This window comes from Streptomyces avidinii, assembly GCF_014650695.1.
GTDB classification, from domain to species: domain Bacteria; phylum Actinomycetota; class Actinomycetes; order Streptomycetales; family Streptomycetaceae; genus Streptomyces; species Streptomyces avidinii.
This window is the reverse complement of sequence record NZ_BMVL01000005.1, coordinates 476,111-492,244: the sequence shown is the minus strand read 5'-3', so window position 1 is coordinate 492,244 and position 16,134 is coordinate 476,111. Positions and strand designations below refer to the sequence as shown.

Sequence of the window (16,134 nt, the reverse complement as noted above, 5' to 3'; positions counted from 1 at the left end):
ACCTCCTCGATTTCCTCGCGAAGCAGTGCAGCAATTGGCGCGAAATCTTCCAAGGAGGTCTCACGCGACGTGTGCTCTCGCACGTTGCTTTCCTTCTTTCTGGGGCTTGTGGATGAGGCAGCTCCCCGACATACCGTGTCCCTTGAAAGCTTCCCCGGGCTGCCCTGCTCTAAGGTCGCTCCAGGGAATTTCAGCCGTTCAGCACATTCTGGAGCTCGGTCAATCGGGTAGTCCGGCTGCCAGCTGCCAAGCGGGGCAGTCGGCGGGTCATTTCGTCGTGGTCATCGGAATCGAAGTTCCAGGTGGGGTCCAGCTCCCGGTAGCGGATGGTGGGTGGGCTCGCTGGGAGCTGATCACCGGTCGCCGAGATGTGTGCGTTCCAGGCGATGCCCAGCATGTCCTCACCCTCCAGGTCGACGCCGTCGGCTGCGGAGGCTTGGACGATGGGCAGTTCTGGCAGGGCATCGGGATCAGCGACTACGCGCTCGAATACTTCACAGCCCTGAGCGATCAGCCAGCCGCGGAAGTAGTCGAAGCCGTCGTCAGAGCACCCACCGTTGGCAAGGTAAGCAGCGGCCCAGAGAGGATTGCTGTAGGAGTCAACCATCAGGTCCCACAGAACCTGCTCAGCTGCGACGATCTCCTCGACCGGCCGGGAGGCCAGCAGCGAGGTCGCCTCGCGAGCGACCGCTTCGCCGTCGTTCGGGTTGGACGCCTGATTGCGGGCTGCCTCAATGAGCTGCCAGAACTGCTGCTTGTTCATGGAGGCAGAGCCTGCCACCTGGTACTGGCATCGGGCCGGTCGCGGCAGCTTGGTTCACCAGAACAGCCACGTCGCTCCTGTCAGCGTATGTGGTCGCCAGGTGCATATCGACTCCAGGTTCCTCCGGCTTCGGTGACCAGGCGGGTGGCGGTCTTGTCGCGGTACCCGAGTGCCTTCGCGATGATGGGTGCCGGGGCTTGGAGGACGAGCTGGCGGATCGCGGAGGTCCTGCCTCGTTGCGGCGGGACGCCGATCTTTCGCGTTCCACGCGTCGCTGCACCCGACCGTCGTCGTACGTCTGTCACGCTGATCGCGGAATCACCCTGTTCGCCAGACGCTGGCCCGATTCACTGGATGCCGGCTCCTCTGCGATCGATGTGCCGGTGCGGTCGCCGGGGCCCGGCACGTCCTTGGCGAGCCGGCCTGCGAGTGCGCTCACCGGGCATCGACCGGGTGAGGACGCCGAGTGTGAGCAGAGCGAGCGCCGGCAGCACGGCGACGATGATTCCCATCGGCAAGGCGTCGGTGGCGCCACCCGCGCCGGCCAGCGGAGCAAGTGCCCCGCCCAACATGAACTGGCTGAAGCCGAGCAGAGCGGCTGCCGACCCGGCGTGTCCGCCGTGGTCGGCCAGGGCCTGGGCCGCGGCGTTCGGCATGACCAGGCCCACGCTGGAGACCAGGACGAACAGGCCGATCAGGAGCACGGGCAGGGGTGCCCGTGTCAGCACCGCGCCCAGGACCGTGGTGCCACCGGCTGTCGCGCCCAGCAGACCGGCGAGCAGCAGCACGCGGGCGCCGGCCCGGGCCACCAGCCGGCCGCTGATCTGGGCGGCCGCAATGAGTCCGGCGGCGTTGACGGCGAACACGGCGCTGTACTGCTGCGGTGACAGGCCGTGGATTTCCTGCAGGACGAACGGCGAGCCGGAGATGTAGGCGAACATCGCCGCGAAGACCAGGCCGTTGGCCAGGACGTACCCGGTGAAGACCCGGTCGCTGAGCAGCTGCCCGACGACAGCCGGCAGGGGCTGGCGTGACGCGGAGGACCGGGTCTCCGGCAGTCCTGCGGCGGAGGCCGCCAGCATCACGGCGCCGAGTACGGCCAGGCCCACGAAGATCCCCGGCCAGGCCGTGACGCGCAGTAGCTGGCCGCCGAGGACCGGCGCGAACACCGGCGCCAGGCCGGTGATCAAGGTCAGTGCGGAGAAGAGACGTGCGGTGCGGGTTCCGGAGGTGCGGTCGCGAACCATGGCGTTGGCGATGACGATGCCGAACGCCCCGCCGATGCCCTGGACCAGGCGTAGGCCGACGAAGGTCCGGACGTCGGGCGCCACCGCGCAGAGCGCGCTGGCGATCGTGTAGAGGGCGAGGCCCGCCAGCAACGGACGCCGCCGGCCGTAGATGTCGCTCAGCGGCCCGGCGATCAGCTGCCCGATGGCCAGCCCGACCAGACAGGCGGTGATGGTGAGCTGGGTGGCCGCGGCGCTGGCGCGCAGGTCGCCGGCGAGGTCCGGCAGTCCGGGCAGGTAGCCGTCGATGGACAGTGGTCCCAGGGCCACGAGCGCTGCGAGCAGGACGATGAATCGGGTGTGCCGGCCGGCGGCGTCGTTGCTCATGGCTCAGTACGCCACGGTGATGCGGCGGCGGATCGCGGTGCCGCTCTCGATCGTGTCGGCCAAGGCGATCGCGTAGTCGGCGTACGAGATGCGGCTGTTGCCGTCGTCGTCGGTGAGCAGGGTGTCCCCGGCGCTGCGGTAGGCCCCGGTCCGCTCGCCCGCTCCGATGACCGCGGCGGGCGACACGTACGTCCAGTCGAGGTCGTGCACGCCGCGGTAGAGGTCGAGCGCTTCGGACTGGGCCTCGGCGTTGGCCTTCCACAGCGCGGGGAAGTCCGGGTCGTCCATGACCCGGGCGCCGGTCGGCGTGCGTAGGCTACCGGCACCGCCGATGGTGACCAGGCGGGTGACGCCGGCTCGGCGGAGTCCGTCGATCAGCGCACGGGCGGCACCGACGATCGTGGCGCGGTCGCTTTCCTGGCCGATCCGGGGGCCGACGGCCGACAGTACGGCGTCGTGGGAGGCGGCGAGGCCGGCGACCGCGGCGGCGTCTGTGACGTCACCGGTGGTCACGGTCAGGGCCTTGTGCTTGAGTCCGTCGACGTGGCCGGCTCGGGTGACCGCGGTGACGGTGTGGCCGCGACGCAGCAGTTCCTCGGTGGTGGGCCGGCCGATGTTGCCGCTGGCACCGAACAGGACGATCTTCATGTGTTGCTCCTTGTTTCTGATGGTCAGAGGACGGGCTGGCCGTCGGCGATGATGGCCGCGGTGATGCCCCGCTCGTCGGCGGCGTGCTGGAAGCGCTGCTCGATGTCGGGTTGTTCGGTGTAGAACGGCGGGTTGTGGAACAGGCCGTAGTGCATGGCGCAGACGGTGCCGGCGCCGAGTGCGACGGCGGCCTCGACGCCCTGCTCGGGGGTCATGGTCGCCGGGACGTTGGCCGCGTAGCCCTCGAAGTGGGCTATGACGCCGTTGACCGGGACGAACGCGACGTCGAACGGGCCGTGGTCGCGGGCGATCTGCCACCAGCTGCCGTGCCACTGGGTGTCGCCGCAGTGGATGACCCGCCGGCCGGCGCCTTCGACGACCCAGGCGACCTGGTCACAGTCGTTGCCGCGCCAGTCCAGCGAGGTCACCGGGGTGACGGTCAGCTTTCCGATGCGCCGTGACTGGCCCAGGTCCTGGGCAACGGGGGTGATGCCCACCTCGTGCAGCGCCGCCGCGCTCGGGGTGTGGCAGCCGATCGTGCCGGTGGCCGCGATCCGGGCGATCAGATCGTGGTCGTAGTGGTCGGGGTGCAGGTGGGTGATGAGGGCGTGGGTGCCGGGCGGGGTATCGACCGGGTCGACCGGCCGGTGCGGCGGCCCCATCACCGGCGCCAGCGGAGCGACGTTCTCGAGCGGGTCGATCAGCAGGCGGGTGTCGCCGAGACGGATCTCGACGCCGGCCCAGGCCAGCCGACGCACGGAAAGGGTGGTGGTCATGGGCAGCGACGCTAGACCGACGTTGTTGAGAAAGTCAACAAGAGAGTTTTGAATCTCAACACCACGATGTAGGGTGGTGGCATGCGCACCTACGGGCAGTACTGCGGCATCGCGAAAACACTGGACACCGTCGGCGACCGATGGACCCTGCTGATCGTCCGTGAACTGCTCGCCCTGGGTCCGTGCCGGCACACCGACCTGCGCAACGGTCTGCCCGGGATCGCCAGCAACCTGCTGGTCGACCGGCTCCGCGAACTCGAGGAAGCCGGCCTGATCCACCGCGAGGCCGCCCCGCCGCCGGTGGCCACCACCCTGTTCTCCCTCACCGAGCGTGGCCGCGAGCTGGAGCCGGTGCTGCAGGAACTGAGCCGATGGGGAATTCCGCTGTTGCGTGAGCCGGGCGGCAGCGACACCTTCCGCACCCACTGGCTGGACATGCCCGCCCGGGCACTGACCGACCACCGCCCCGACCAGCCGGCAATCGCCCTGCAACTGCACGCCGACGGCAACGAAGACCTGGTCATCGAAGTCAAGGACGGCTCGGTGCACACCCACGCCGGCCGGGTCGACCACCCCACCGCGTCCCTGACCGGACCGCCGCACCTGCTGGCCGCGACCCTGCTCGGCGACCTCGATCTGAGCGCCGCAGTACAACAAGGCCTGCGGCTCAGCGGCGAACGCGAGGCAGTACTGCGCATCCTGCCCCGCTGATCCGGGTGTGAGACTGGTAGGAGGATTGGAACGACCAGTAGCGACGATCGGCCCATCTTGATTCCGGTTGTCCCACGGCAGCCCGACCGTCCCGTCCCGGCACCACAGGCTCAGCAGGACACCTGCTGAGCCTGTGGCGTGTCGTGGGTGGTACGGCCATGCCTGTCAGATGGTCTGCGTGCTCATGTCCACCTGTACTTCGCCGCGCTTTTGGAAGCTTTGCCGATGGGGTACCAGGCCGACGCTTTCCCCTGCTGCAGGACGGTTTCCAGCGGGATCTTCGTTCCGCCGATGAGATCGGCGTTCAAAGTGTCCTTGTCGTACACCTCAAGATCCACGGTCGTGCCCGACTCCTGAAGCGTGAACGTGAAGGTCTCGTTCCAGGTAGCGTCGCGCCCCGCCTCCACCTTCACCTTCGTCTCGTGGCTCGGTGTGCCCACAGATGCGATTACATACGGGCCGTTAGAGCCGGTAGGCCCGTCCACGAATGGATCATGACTGCTCAACGATGGTCACGTGCCTGCGGGCCGCCTTCCCGCCGCAGCACCCTCATCCCGTCCAAGACGTCAGCGGGTGAGTCGCCCTACCTGTCCAGAGACCCCGATGCGTACACCTCGCCCTGGCGGCCGGAACGGACCGCCGCAGGTCGCGACGATCACGGCAGGGGCTCCGTCGCAGTAAATGCGGTATTCACTGAGGCAGTTGCGAACGCGTCTCCGCGATCGAGCCTCCGCCCCAATGTGGTTCTGCTGTGCGGACTTGAGGGGAGGTCATGCCCGCAGATCCTCCGTCACGGGCAGGCACTCGGCGAGCAGGTCGACGACGTCGCGCCAGGCTCGCTGCGCGTGCCGTGGGTGGTAGCCGACGCCGGGGACCACGGGGTGGTCGACCGGCGGGTGGTGGAAGGCGTGCAAGGCGCCGCCGTAGACCGCGAGGCGCCAGTCGACGCCCGCGGCCTGCATCTCGGCGGTGAACGCGTTCCGTTGCGCGGGCGGCATGATCGGGTCTTCCGACCCGACCCCGGCCCACACCGGGCAGCGAATGCGCGCCGCCTCGCCCGGTCGGCCCGTGGTCAGTGCGTTGACCGTCCCGATCGCGCGCAGGCTCACGCCACCGCGCCCGAGTTCCAGCCCGACAGCGCCCCCGGTGCCGTAGCCGACGGCGGCGATCCGGTCGGGGTCGGTCCGCGGTTCGGTGCGCAACACGTCGAGCGCCGCATGACCGATGCCCCGCATCCGGTCGGGATCAGCGAGCAACGGCAGGCAACGGGCCAGCATCTCCTCGGGGTCGCCCAAATAGCGCCCGCCGTGAAGGTCGAAGGCCAGCGCTACATATCCCAGCTCGGCGAGAGCATCGGCCCGGCGGCGCTCGACGTCGCTGAGCCCCATGCCCTCTGGTCCGAGCAGCACCGCGGGCCGGCGGTCGACACCGGCCGGGAGCGCGAGGTGCCCGATCATCGTCAAACCGTCCGCCGGATACTCGACCGTACGCGTCGTGATCGTCGTCATGAGACTTGACGGTAGTGATCGTCGGGCCCGGTCCGGCCGGTGTTCTGCCGCCGGCAGAACAGCGCGGGTATCCCTCTGAAATACGGGGGCCGATCGCTCAGGTCTTCAAGAACATCTCGTTGCCCCTTCGGCGCATACCTCGGTCACCCCTGAGTGACCTGCCCGAGCTCGGCGGCACCCGGCGGCCTGCCGGTCGGCGATGGGCATGATGGGCGACCGGCAAGTGCTCAGATTCTCCAGAGGAGCGACTATGGCGTTCGAGACCGAAGCCGAATTCGGAGTCGCCGAACGGGACGAGTGGTCGTATGCGCCGACTGTCGGCGTCGGACCGCTTCGGTTCGGTATGACCGTCTGAACTCAGGCAAGTTCTCGTGCACCGTCTGGTGTGCAAAGCCGTCACCGTCCTTGTTGAGCTCGAGGAACGGAGTGCTACCCCTCGGGTCGCCGTTGATCGAGGCCTGGACAGTTGCATCCGTTCCGGACCACTGATCCGATGACGTGACGAGCGGAGCTTCCAGACCTCCGTGTCCTCGGCCTGGTGCGGCGCGGCGGAGGTGGGTGCAACGCCGTAGGCAAGGGCGAGCGGGGCGGCGGCTATCGGCGACCTGAACGTGGCAGCCGGTGTCAGTGTCAGTGTCAGCAGCACTCATCCGGCGCAGCGGTTCAAGGAACTCATCGGTGTCACGCCGAAGCGGCTGGCCCGCGCCTACCGTTTCGCCGCCACCGTGTTCGCGATCAACCCCGCCGGACCGATCGACCGGGGCGACCTCGCCTGTGGCGCAGGCTGCTTCGACCAGGCCCAGACGCTAATTTGGGGCACCCCAAAGCAGAGGAGAGCCCCGTGGGCAAGGTGGTCATGTACAGCTCGGTGTCGGTGGACGGCTTCGTCGCGGACGAGAATGACCAGCCCGGACCACTGTTCGACTGGTTGTCCAGCGGTGACGTCCCGTTGGACGAGAGCGGCGAGCTGAAGGTGTCGCAGACGTCCTACGACTACACCCGGCCGTACTGGGACCGGATCGGAGTCACGATCGTCGGGCGGCACGTCTTCGACCTGACGGACGGCTGGGACGGGAAGCCTCCGGGCGGGATCGACCACGTGGTCGTCGTGACGCACCGGCCGGAGCCCGAGGGCTGGGACCCCGAGGCGCCGTTTCACTTCGTCGACGGCGTCGAGGCAGCCATGGCCAAGGCGCAGGAGCTTGCGGGTGACCGCATGGTCGAGGTCGCCGCTGGCGACGTCGGTGGCCAGGTGCTTGCCGCGGGCCTGATCGACGAGGTGCGCATGGACGTCGTACCCGTCGTGTTCGGGTCCGGCAAGCGCTTCTTCGGGTCGGTCCACGCGCAGCACCTGTTGGAGGATCCCGACGTGGTGATTCAGGGCAACCGCGTCCTTCACCTGCGCTACCGGGTGCGCCGTTGACCGATCGCGAGGAGGACACCCGGCTCTCGCCTTGGCGCACTCGGCCTCGAACCGCTCCTTGCCGACTTACTCCGCGAGCGTGGTCGGATACTCCACCTGCGGGGCGGGGCCCGCTCGTCTTGTGGAGAACTACGGCGATCAGGCGCCTGCAACCAGCGTGCCGAGGGCCGTGCGCTGGTGGGCGACCGAGCGGCCTGTGCGGGTCGTCGTCGCCATGCCTGCCGATCTGAGTGCCGCCGCGTGGGACGAGGCCGTCGCGTTGCTGACGCGGAGGGCGCGGGCCAGGGATGTCGTGGTGTGAGGCTCGGCGAGGAGGCGCAGGGCCTCCAGCCGGGTACGGCCCAGGACGGCGGCCGGGGTCTCGGCGGGGACGACCGGGCGCCCCGCAGTGGGCGGGAGCCCGGGACCGGCCGGGTACGTCAGGACTGCGGGACGGCCCGGGGGGTCCTGAAGAAGTGGGCCCGCCGGGTGGTGGAAGGTGGGCAGCAGAACCAGGCCGCGCCCGTCGAGGCAGACGTCGCGGTCCGGCGCTGCGTCGGGCCATTCCCACACACCCTCGTGGAGTCGGCTGCCCGGGGCCAGGCCGGTCAGCGTGGCGGCCACGCCGTGCTCGGCGACCGTCAGGGCGTAGTGGGTGAACTCCTCACGGTGCAGATCCTGTACGACGGACCAGACCGGGGCGAGGACCGTCTCGTACGCGGCCTGCTGGGCGCGGTGCAGGGTGCGCCAGGCCGTCTCGTCGCCCGCGTGCAGGCCGCGGATCCAGCGAGGCGCGGGCACCGCCGCGTAGACCCGGACCCGCTCCAGCTCGGAGCGGACGAGACGGGGGCCGGTGGCGCGGATCTGTTCGAAGCCGTCGGCCATGGTGTCACCGATGACGTCGAGGAAGGAGGGCGGGTGGCCTGCTGGAACCAGGTCCGCGAGCGGGTTGGCTGCGGCCGGGAGGGAGCGCAGGACGCGGCCGCGCCACGGCGCGAACAGCGGCCCGCCACGCCGGGTCACGGCTGTCGTCAGGGCGGCGTGCAGCTCCTGGAGCGGCGCCGGGCGGGGTGCGAAGCGGATCCGGGCGAAGTCCTCTGCGGTGAAATGGATTCGCAGCACTCTCACAACTCCTCGTCTTGGGCCAGCCTTTCGGCCAGGGCCTGAACCTTCGCATCGTGGCGGCCCCCGCCCCAAGGATGTTCGTATGACTTCTCGACGCACTCTTCTGAAAGGCACCCTATTCGGGAGTACCGCCGCCCTGCTGCCAACGGCTGCGTCCGCCTCCGGTGGCCGCTCGATCCTCCGGCTGCCCGCGCCCGCCGGCCCGTACCCCGTAGGCATGCAGACGGTCCATCTGACGGACCCGGCCCGTACCGACCCGTGGGTGGGCGGCGTGCGGGAGTTGATGCTGACCGTCCTGTACCCGGCCCGATCGGTCCGCGGCTTCTCCAGGGCCCCGCAGCTCACCCCGGACGAGGCCGGGGTGTTCGCCGAGTACGCGCCGCACGTTCATCCCGGTCTGCCGGAGCCGGGGGCGGTGGACTGGGGCGCGGTCCTCACCCACGGGTACGTGGGCGCGCCGCCGCTGCCCGGGCGGCGTCCGGTACTGGTGTACTCACCCGGCGGCGGTGACTCCCGCACGCTCGGCACAACCCTCGCCGAGGACCTGGCGAGCCACGGCCGAGTGGTCGTCCTCGTCGACCACCCCGGTGACGCTTCTCAGGTGGAGCTGCCCACCGGGATGCGGACGACCGTCCTGATCGGAGCGCCGGACCCGGCGACCTTCCGCACGATGGTGGACACCCGGATCGCGGACCTCCGCCTGGTCCTGGACCGGCTCGGCGACCTGCCGCTCGCACCGGTCATGGACTCCTGTCGGATCGGGTTGTACGGGCACTCCGCAGGCGGCACGGCGGCGGTGTACGCGGCCGGTGGCGACCGCAGGGTCGGCGCGGTGGCGAACCTGGAGGGCTATCTCGACCTGTACCCGACGCCGGCCGTCTCCGACCGGCCACTGCTGCTGTTCCGCACCGACGGATTCGAGGGCGCCGCCCGCATCGAGTCCTCCTGGGCGAGCCTTCCCGGCCACCGCGTGCTGCTTGCCGACGCGAACCACTGGGCGTTCACCGACTACGGCTCGCTCGTCGCACGCCTCCAGACCGCCGGTCTTGTGACAGCGACAGCACGAGCCGCCCTCATCGGCACCGGCGATCCTGCAGTGACACTCGCCGAGGTACGGGCCCGGGTGGGGACCTTCTTCACCGGCCATCTGTTGTAGCGGAACTACGAGGAGGCGGCCGGTGGCCTGATGCGGCCGCACTGCGGGGCGCCGGTCGTCCGTCGTCAAACGATGGCACCCTCAAGTGATCAACCCACCGCGACCAGGCCCAGGCGCCCGCGGCGTCTCCCCAGGCGCCCCCTACAACCACACCCCGACCGGAGAAAGCTGCGGTCCGGCGCCGTCCCCCTCAGCTCGGAGCTCGTAGGAGGTGGGCGAACCCCAGCAGGATCATTCTCGCCGGGGATCTTCCGTACCTCAACTACTCACCCGGAGTCTCCCACTGCCCCCTGGCCACCCCCCGTGTCCGGTACGACGGCGCACCAGTCGCCCAGCACCGCATCGGCCAGCATGAGGGAGAAACCGTCATCCGTGACCTCGGAGAGTGTGTCGGCTCCACCGGGGTAGTTCCGGTGGGCCAGTTCGCCGTGCGGCAGCGGGGCCACGAAGGCGGTGAAGTCGTCTTGCAGCAGTTCCGCTCGGGGGTTCAGCTCCGGCTCGACGGCCACGCAAACCAGCGAGCGCGGCCGCAGTAGTCGGGCCACTTCGGCTGTTCTCTCCGGAGTCACGCGGAACCATCTGCACCCGTGAGCGCCGTACGCCCAGCGCTCGCATACCAGGGTCAGGCGCTCGGACGCCTCCGCCACCCTCGTCCAGAAACCCGCGTCCGCGACGGTGTCGACGGGGTCCGAGACCTCTATGGGTTCAGGAGCCGCGTCTCGCCACAGGAACGTCACGCCCTCACCATGGAGTCCAGCCAGATCGGCGGCCACCGCCGGTGTGGTGAAGAGGTGTATCGATCCGTCCCATCCCGCCTCGATCTGAAGTCTCCCGGGCGCGGTGAGCTGACAATACGGCCCGCGCCCGGCTGCCATTCCCTCGGCGAGACCTATCGCTTGCGACGGCCGGACCTCCGCACCGTTGCGCAGGCCGCGGCGCTCTTCGGGAAGGGGCTCGCTCACCAGCAGCCCGCCCACCTCCAAGAGGTCTGCGCCGCTCTTCCCAATCGCGGCTCCGAGCACCTCGCGAAGCTCCGCCGCGTACGCGCTCCAGGCGGCGGCTTCCGCGAGCTCCACTCGCACGCGCTCACTGCGGGGGCCGACTATCAGCTCTTTGCTCATTTCGCCGGCCACTTGAGTCCTCGCAGCTCTCCGTTAGGCCCGATGTCCCATCGTACGTTCCGTCTCGGGCCGAGACCCCGACGACGGCCGGGCAGCGAAGGCGAGCTTCCGTGACCGCCGCTGCCTTGCACCCTGGGTGGGGCGGACTGCGCCGGCCGCCGAGGATCTCGCGCTCGGCGGGCGCGCGTCCAAGCCAGTTGGAGGAACGTGCCGTCCTCTGCGGTGCCGCTGTCCGCGGCCGTACGACATGACGAGGGGGCCCGGCCGGTGGCCGGGCCCTCGTAGGATCTGACTTACCGGGGTAACCCGGACGGCCCGCTCGGCCGCCAACCTCCCAAGGTAGACCCGCCCACTGACAACGCCGGGCACGCACATCGCGCTCAGGCCGCAGTACCCGCCCACACCTAGGAGAGGGGGGACTGGCGCCTGGGCGGAGGTACCGCGCGCAGCACCTCCCACAGGGGGCGGGAGCCGGCGGCCCACTCGGCGAGCACCCGGCGGTCCACCAGGTGCAGGCGCTGGTCCTTGGCGAAGTCCACGGCGTTGCTCGTGATCCGGCCGTTGGTCAGCATGACCAGAACGTCGCCGTTGTGGACCTGCCGGCCCGTGCCGTTCAGGACGTGGAGATCGGGGGTGCCGACCGGCTTCCCGGACCAGCCTGCCTTGCGGTGCTTGCACTGGATCACCCAGCGCCGCCCGTACGGATCAGTTGCCTTCACGTCCGCGCCGTTGTCGCCGCGTCCGCCGACCCGCTGCGCGTCCGCGCATCCGTCCCGGTGCATGAGGTCGCGCACTGCGAACTCGAATTGCGTGTGGTGCAGATGGTCCAGCTGCTCCATCGCGTAGCGCAGGCCCTGCGCGCGAACCTGCTCCCACCGTGCTGCTTCCCTGCGACGCCGCATCCAGGCCCCGCCCACCCCGGCCGCTGCCAGGACTGCGAGGACCACGACCCAGGGATGCTCAGCCAGCCAACGCAGCACTGCGGCCACCAGGCCGAGCACGACCGTGGCCGCGAACGCGGCCAGGAGCACCTGCTCCAGGTGCTGGTTCTTCCGCCGCCGGGACCGCCGTACCGGACGACGCCGCCCGCTCACCGGTCCCACCGCGCCGGCGGGGAGTCCGCCGTATGCCGCCCGAGCCGTGTGCGAAGGGAGTCGGCCGGGATCACTGGCCCGCCTGGGACACGCCGCTGACGAGCTGGCCGAGGAAGCCGGCAATGCCCTGGCCCAGGTCGGTGGGGGCGAGCATGATGCCCAGCGCCAGGACGATGACTACGGTCGTCTTCTCGTCGAACCGGCTCCGGGCTTCGGTGCGCCGACGCAGCCGCAGCACGACGACGATCACCAGCAGTACTGCCACGTTGATCGTCAGCAAGCGCCCATCCCCCCGCCGGAATCGGGGCAGCGGACGACAGCCCCCGGCTTCTTGTGTAGCTGGAGGTCAGCAGAAGTGTGGCTGGATTGCCGGAGATTGGCGGCAATGCAACGTGTTGGCCGAATTGAGTTCCATGGCCCCCGAGACGTGGGCCGCGATCCGCAGAGGCGCTGATTTGAGCGCTGTACACCCGGGGCCTTTGCCGCTCCCCCGAAGCGGGCAACATCGGCCCGGCAACACCTGGCTTCGAGCCCGTCTGACCTGGCGTCCACGCTCGCGACCGGCAAGGGGCGTAGAAGGACTCGCCCGTGGCCGGGTCGGTGAGTCCTTGAGTGCGGGTGAGTCAGTGGGACGAGACGGAGCCGGCCGACGGGTCGAGGCAGAACGGCGAGCCGGGGTTCCCCGGAGTCCAGCCGCCGGCGGGGGCGGCGCGGATGCCGTCAGCCACCTGGGCGGGCAGGACCGGGCTGCGGTGCGTTCCGAACCGGTTACTCGGGTGCGGCCGGTTGGAGGTGCCGTCCACGGTAATGAGCCGCGATCCCCTTTTGGCCAGCGCCGTGTCCACGTCCTTTTCCGAAGTGACGGTAGTGAACGGCGACTGATCGCGTCGCGCCGATTCCCGTCCGACAGTGTCAGCTTCTGCGGATCCCGGCGTCCATCAGCCGCGGACGGGGTGGGAGGAGGACCTTGACTGCCTGTTCACGGACCTCCAGGTCGGGGTCCGTCCCCAGCCGGTCGGGCGCAGCCGACCCGGGCGGACGCGGGATTCGCCGTCGTGCGTGAGGGGGCGGATCTTGTGCAGTGTTCGGGCGGGGTTCTGCCGGGGCTGTCGAAGCGCTGGCGGCGCCGGCCCCACACATCAGCGCGGGGGCACGTAGCTGTGTGCGAGGAAACAGGAGAAGTACCTGTTACGTGACCCGGAACCCGTTCGGCGCACAGCACACGGTCTGGCGTGAATGAACTGCTTATGTGGCTGAAACCCCTGGCTTCGACATCCCGCGGACTGCCCCCCGGTCCCGCCCCGTTCGCGTCAACCGGGCCCTGACGTCTGCCTCTTACAAGGGAGAGTTACGGACATGTCCGCATTGAGAAACACACATCACACGTTGTGGCGGTTGGCCGCGGTGCGGGCCAGAGTGTCGCTTCCCGGCAGGACGCCGGGAACCGCACGAGGCCCGAACAGCCTGCACAAGCCCGGACAGGCCCGGACAGGCCCGACCGTTCAAGGAGCCATCTGCATGTCTGCTTCTCCCGCCACCCGACTGCGCCGCCTTCTCTCGGCAGCCCTGGCCGCCGGCGCCCTGGTCGGCGCTGCCGCCGTCCCGGCCGCCGCCCACGACGACGACCGGCACGGCCACCGCGGCCAGCACTCCTCCATCGTCATCGGCGACGTCCAGCACGACGGCCGGGGCCGCGACAACCGCGCCCTGAACCGCGAATGGGTCGAGGTGAAGAACATCGGCCGCAACGCCGTCAACCTGCGCGGATTCACGCTCACCGACCAACAGGGCAACCGCTACCGCTTCAACCACCTCCGGCTGGAAGGCCGCTCCAGCATCAAGGTCCACACCGGCAACGGACACGACACCCACCGCGACGTCTACCAGGACCGCCACCACCAGATCTGGGACGAGCGCGACACCGCCACCCTCCGCGACACCCGCGGCAACGTCATCGACACCGAGTCCTGGGGCCACCGCGGACACCACGACAACCACCGCCGCTGACCCGGGCCGGCAGTCACACCGTCGGGGGCAGTGAACTGCCGACAACCGCGTGCCGCGGCAACCAGCCGCGGCACGCCGCCCCCGACACAACCCGGCGCCGGATCCACCCCGGCACCAGCAGGCCGGCACCCCACATCCGCGGCGTACGCCGCAGCACCGGCAGATCCACCCCCGGTGCGGCAGGACCCGGTTTCGGCGCGTACCGACGCCCCTGGCCCACCTCCGCTGCAGGAGGCGGGCTCCGATCACTCACTCCGGAAACAGCAGCGGCACATCCGACCCAGGAGGTTCTTGTGGAGCCCTGGCACTGTTCCCCATCAGCGGCCACGATCCCCCAGCTGGCCCTCGACCCCTACCGCTTCCCCGGCGCCGACAGCGTGGAGCCCACACCCTGCGACGACCCTCCACAGAAGCCGGGCGAAGAGAACACGCTTCCTCCCCCGACCGAATGGAATCCGCGCGCACACCAGCAGCCGGCCGACCCACGCCGCACCTGGTCCCTGCACGCCTGGGACCGCCGCCGCCTGGACCTCCACTCAGTGCTGACCACCGTCGGCATTCCACCACTCCCCGGCGACCTGGCAGCCATCCACACCCTGTCGGCACTCGACGACGCGACCAACACAGCCCTCGTCCGATGGATCACCGCCCGCCGTTGACCGTGAAACGCGGCTCCTGTCCACGGCGGGACTCGCCCGGTGCCTCATGAGTGCCTCAGGACGCGGGTCGGTGGAGCCAGGGTGCGTTCGTCGCCCAGAACATCACGTCCGCGCCCAGGCGCCGACCGCCGAAGTCCACGAACTCCTCCTTGGTGTAGGGCTTGCCGGTCGAGGGGTTCGTGTACTCGAAGTCCGGTTCCTGCACAGCCATCGCCACCATGGGGAGCTGCCCGCGGTACCGCTCGAAGAAGGGGTAGGAGTTCTCCATCTGCGCCGGGCGGTTCGGTAGGACGTCGGGTCCGCCGAGGCCCACACCGTGGGCTTTGGCGAACTCGAAGGTCTTCTCCATGTAGCCGCGGTCGTTGTTCCACTCACCGGGCCAGAAGTTCACGTACTGGATGAACTGAGTCCGTTTGAAGACCTTGGCGCCGTAGGCCATGTTGTCGAGTTCGGCCCGGAAGTACGACTCGTCCGTGTAGCCGCTGTGGTCCTTGCCCAGATCCACCTGGGTAGCGGTCTCCGGAAGGTTCACCCCCGCCAGACGCCCGTCGAAACGGTCGGCGAGCGCCTTGAGCAAGCTTTGGAAGCGTCGGCGCACCTCGGGGTTCCACTGGGCTGCGACGGCTCCGGGTTCGCCGGGCCCCAGTCCGTTCTCGTTGGTGGTCGCCGCGGCGCCACCTCCGTACGCCGGGTCCGTGAGCAGGTAGTTCGGAAGCCGTGTGGGAGCGCTGAAGAAGCGGTCCTGCACCTGGACGAACAGCTTCTTGTGGCGTGCCTGGAGGTAGGTGAGTGCCTCCTCGATCGCAGAAAAGTCGTACTGGTCCTTCTGCGGTTCCAGGGCCTTCCACGGCACGACCACCTGGACACCCGCGATGTCGGACCGGTCCGCCAACGGCTTGACCTCGGTATCGAAGTCCCCGATCGAGGAGTAGAGGTACTGGGCCGGGGCCGCAGGCCGGGACGCGTGGTCGGGGCCGGAGCCGGCGGGAGCCGCCGCGGCCACCGGAACGAGGCCGGTGTGCGCCAGGGCCGAAGTAAGGAGAATGCCGAGCACGGCAGACAGTTGTCGGGTCGTCATGGGCTGCGAGACTAGGAAGCGGTCCTAAGAAGATCCTAAGAGCCCGTGGTGTCCTCCGGCTCGGCTCGTGTGCTGTGTGGAGGCTGGGTACCGATTGCCACGCACGGTCAACCGGCAGGACCGGTGACCACGTCGACTTCAGTGCGCTCGGCAAAGAAAGCGGGGGAACACCCAAGCACTGGACGTACTTGGGCGCCCCGACAGCGCGGCCGGGTGCGGTGCCGGGCCTCGCGGGCCCGGCAGGATCCGCAAGAGACGGACTAGCCGCGGGCGCGGCGGCGGTATTCGTCGGTGGGGACGCCGGCCACGCCCCAGTCCTCCAGAGCGACCTCGTCGATGAGGACGAAGGTGGTGGCCGGGTCCTTGTCGAGGACCTTGACCAGGAGGTCCGTGATGCCGGCGATGATCGCGGCCTTCTGGGCGGCGGTGGCGCCTTCACGGGTGATCTTGACATTGACGTACGGCACGTGGAA

General features: G+C 69.5%; 17 protein-coding genes. 5 read left to right on the top strand and 12 right to left on the bottom strand.

Annotated elements, in window-relative coordinates; all coding sequences use genetic code 11:
* Positions 1 to 190: 190 nt before the first annotated feature.
* The 4 genes from IE257_RS15975 to IE257_RS15960 form a co-directional block, all read right to left on the bottom strand.
* A complete protein-coding gene (locus IE257_RS15975; RefSeq protein ID WP_189969041.1) occupies positions 191 to 763 on the bottom strand; it encodes a DUF4240 domain-containing protein in 573 nt (190 codons plus the stop codon).
* Between the two features lie 347 nt (positions 764 to 1,110).
* Complete coding sequence (locus tag IE257_RS15970) at positions 1,111 to 2,376, bottom strand: multidrug effflux MFS transporter (RefSeq protein WP_189969039.1); 1,266 nt, start codon at positions 2,374 to 2,376, stop codon at positions 1,111 to 1,113.
* A gap of 3 nt (positions 2,377 to 2,379) precedes the next feature.
* On the bottom strand, positions 2,380 to 3,024 hold the full coding sequence (locus tag IE257_RS15965) for an NAD(P)-dependent oxidoreductase (protein ID WP_189969037.1): 645 nt from the start codon (positions 3,022 to 3,024) through the stop codon (positions 2,380 to 2,382).
* A 23-nt stretch (positions 3,025 to 3,047) separates the two neighbouring features.
* On the bottom strand, positions 3,048 to 3,800 hold the full coding sequence (locus IE257_RS15960) for an MBL fold metallo-hydrolase (protein ID WP_189969036.1): 753 nt from the start codon (positions 3,798 to 3,800) through the stop codon (positions 3,048 to 3,050).
* Between the two features lie 81 nt (positions 3,801 to 3,881).
* Between IE257_RS15960 and IE257_RS15955 the strand changes: the two genes are divergently transcribed.
* Complete coding sequence (locus IE257_RS15955; protein WP_189969034.1) at positions 3,882 to 4,511, top strand: winged helix-turn-helix transcriptional regulator; 630 nt, start codon at positions 3,882 to 3,884, stop codon at positions 4,509 to 4,511.
* Between the two features lie 182 nt (positions 4,512 to 4,693).
* Here IE257_RS15955 and IE257_RS15950 read toward each other — a convergent pair whose 3' ends face one another.
* Together IE257_RS15950 and IE257_RS15945 are read right to left on the bottom strand one after the other, a co-directional pair.
* Entirely contained in the window at positions 4,694 to 4,996 is a 303-nt protein-coding gene (locus tag IE257_RS15950; RefSeq protein ID WP_268251409.1) for a C2 domain-containing protein, read from the bottom strand.
* 285 nt (positions 4,997 to 5,281) lie between these two features.
* Entirely contained in the window at positions 5,282 to 6,019 is a 738-nt protein-coding gene (locus tag IE257_RS15945) for a dienelactone hydrolase family protein (RefSeq protein ID WP_189969031.1), read from the bottom strand.
* A gap of 841 nt (positions 6,020 to 6,860) precedes the next feature.
* Between IE257_RS15945 and IE257_RS15940 the strand changes: the two genes are divergently transcribed.
* The gene (locus tag IE257_RS15940; RefSeq protein ID WP_189969030.1) at positions 6,861 to 7,442 is read left to right on the top strand and encodes a dihydrofolate reductase family protein; all 582 of its coding nucleotides are present in this window, start codon (positions 6,861 to 6,863) and stop codon (positions 7,440 to 7,442) included.
* 138 nt (positions 7,443 to 7,580) lie between these two features.
* On the opposite strand, the gene IE257_RS15935 is transcribed toward IE257_RS15940, so the two are convergent.
* Positions 7,581 to 8,543, bottom strand: coding sequence for an ArsR/SmtB family transcription factor (locus IE257_RS15935; RefSeq protein WP_189969029.1), 963 nt, complete (start codon positions 8,541 to 8,543; stop codon positions 7,581 to 7,583).
* An 85-nt stretch (positions 8,544 to 8,628) separates the two neighbouring features.
* On the opposite strand from IE257_RS15935, the gene IE257_RS15930 reads away from it, so the two are divergent.
* A complete protein-coding gene (locus IE257_RS15930; RefSeq protein ID WP_189969028.1) occupies positions 8,629 to 9,702 on the top strand; it encodes an alpha/beta hydrolase family protein in 1,074 nt (357 codons plus the stop codon).
* Between the two features lie 266 nt (positions 9,703 to 9,968).
* Here the strand turns inward: IE257_RS15930 and IE257_RS15925 are convergent, their stop codons facing one another.
* From IE257_RS15925 to IE257_RS15915, 3 genes are all read right to left on the bottom strand, one after another.
* A complete protein-coding gene (locus IE257_RS15925; RefSeq protein WP_189969027.1) occupies positions 9,969 to 10,823 on the bottom strand; it encodes a hypothetical protein in 855 nt (284 codons plus the stop codon).
* Positions 10,824 to 11,227: 404 nt separating this feature from the next.
* The gene (locus tag IE257_RS15920) at positions 11,228 to 11,917 is read right to left on the bottom strand and encodes a restriction endonuclease (RefSeq protein WP_189969026.1); all 690 of its coding nucleotides are present in this window, start codon (positions 11,915 to 11,917) and stop codon (positions 11,228 to 11,230) included.
* Positions 11,918 to 11,987: 70 nt separating this feature from the next.
* Entirely contained in the window at positions 11,988 to 12,197 is a 210-nt protein-coding gene (locus IE257_RS15915; RefSeq protein WP_189969024.1) for a hypothetical protein, read from the bottom strand.
* Between the two features lie 1,238 nt (positions 12,198 to 13,435).
* Here IE257_RS15915 and IE257_RS15910 point away from each other — a divergent pair.
* Together IE257_RS15910 and IE257_RS15905 are read left to right on the top strand one after the other, a co-directional pair.
* Complete coding sequence (locus tag IE257_RS15910) at positions 13,436 to 13,924, top strand: lamin tail domain-containing protein (RefSeq protein ID WP_189969023.1); 489 nt, start codon at positions 13,436 to 13,438, stop codon at positions 13,922 to 13,924.
* A gap of 293 nt (positions 13,925 to 14,217) precedes the next feature.
* Positions 14,218 to 14,583: a hypothetical protein gene (locus IE257_RS15905; RefSeq protein WP_229920390.1), complete on the top strand. Its 366-nt coding sequence runs from the start codon at positions 14,218 to 14,220 to the stop codon at positions 14,581 to 14,583.
* A gap of 55 nt (positions 14,584 to 14,638) precedes the next feature.
* Here IE257_RS15905 and IE257_RS15900 read toward each other — a convergent pair whose 3' ends face one another.
* Positions 14,639 to 15,661, bottom strand: a complete 1,023-nt coding sequence (locus IE257_RS15900) for a hypothetical protein (RefSeq protein WP_189969021.1) — start codon at positions 15,659 to 15,661, stop codon at positions 14,639 to 14,641.
* 260 nt (positions 15,662 to 15,921) lie between these two features.
* Complete coding sequence (locus IE257_RS15895; RefSeq protein ID WP_189969018.1) at positions 15,922 to 16,128, bottom strand: tautomerase family protein; 207 nt, start codon at positions 16,126 to 16,128, stop codon at positions 15,922 to 15,924.
* Between the last annotated feature and the right edge of the window lie 6 nt (positions 16,129 to 16,134).

Excerpts from the sequence above, each read along its gene's own strand:
- IE257_RS15945 (WP_189969031.1), bottom strand. The coding sequence starts at position 6,019 with ATGACGACGATCACGACGCGTACGGTCGAGTATCCGGCGGACGGTTTG.
- IE257_RS15930 (WP_189969028.1), top strand. The coding sequence starts at position 8,629 with ATGACTTCTCGACGCACTCTTCTGAAAGGCACCCTATTCGGGAGTACC.
- IE257_RS15970 (WP_189969039.1), bottom strand. The coding sequence starts at position 2,376 with ATGAGCAACGACGCCGCCGGCCGGCACACCCGATTCATCGTCCTGCTC.
- IE257_RS15925 (WP_189969027.1), bottom strand. The coding sequence starts at position 10,823 with ATGAGCAAAGAGCTGATAGTCGGCCCCCGCAGTGAGCGCGTGCGAGTG.
- IE257_RS15965 (WP_189969037.1), bottom strand. The coding sequence starts at position 3,024 with ATGAAGATCGTCCTGTTCGGTGCCAGCGGCAACATCGGCCGGCCCACC.
- IE257_RS15955 (WP_189969034.1), top strand. The coding sequence starts at position 3,882 with ATGCGCACCTACGGGCAGTACTGCGGCATCGCGAAAACACTGGACACC.
- IE257_RS15900 (WP_189969021.1), bottom strand. The coding sequence starts at position 15,661 with ATGACGACCCGACAACTGTCTGCCGTGCTCGGCATTCTCCTTACTTCG.
- IE257_RS15960 (WP_189969036.1), bottom strand. The coding sequence starts at position 3,800 with ATGACCACCACCCTTTCCGTGCGTCGGCTGGCCTGGGCCGGCGTCGAG.
- IE257_RS15975 (WP_189969041.1), bottom strand. The coding sequence starts at position 763 with ATGAACAAGCAGCAGTTCTGGCAGCTCATTGAGGCAGCCCGCAATCAG.
- IE257_RS15910 (WP_189969023.1), top strand. The coding sequence starts at position 13,436 with ATGTCTGCTTCTCCCGCCACCCGACTGCGCCGCCTTCTCTCGGCAGCC.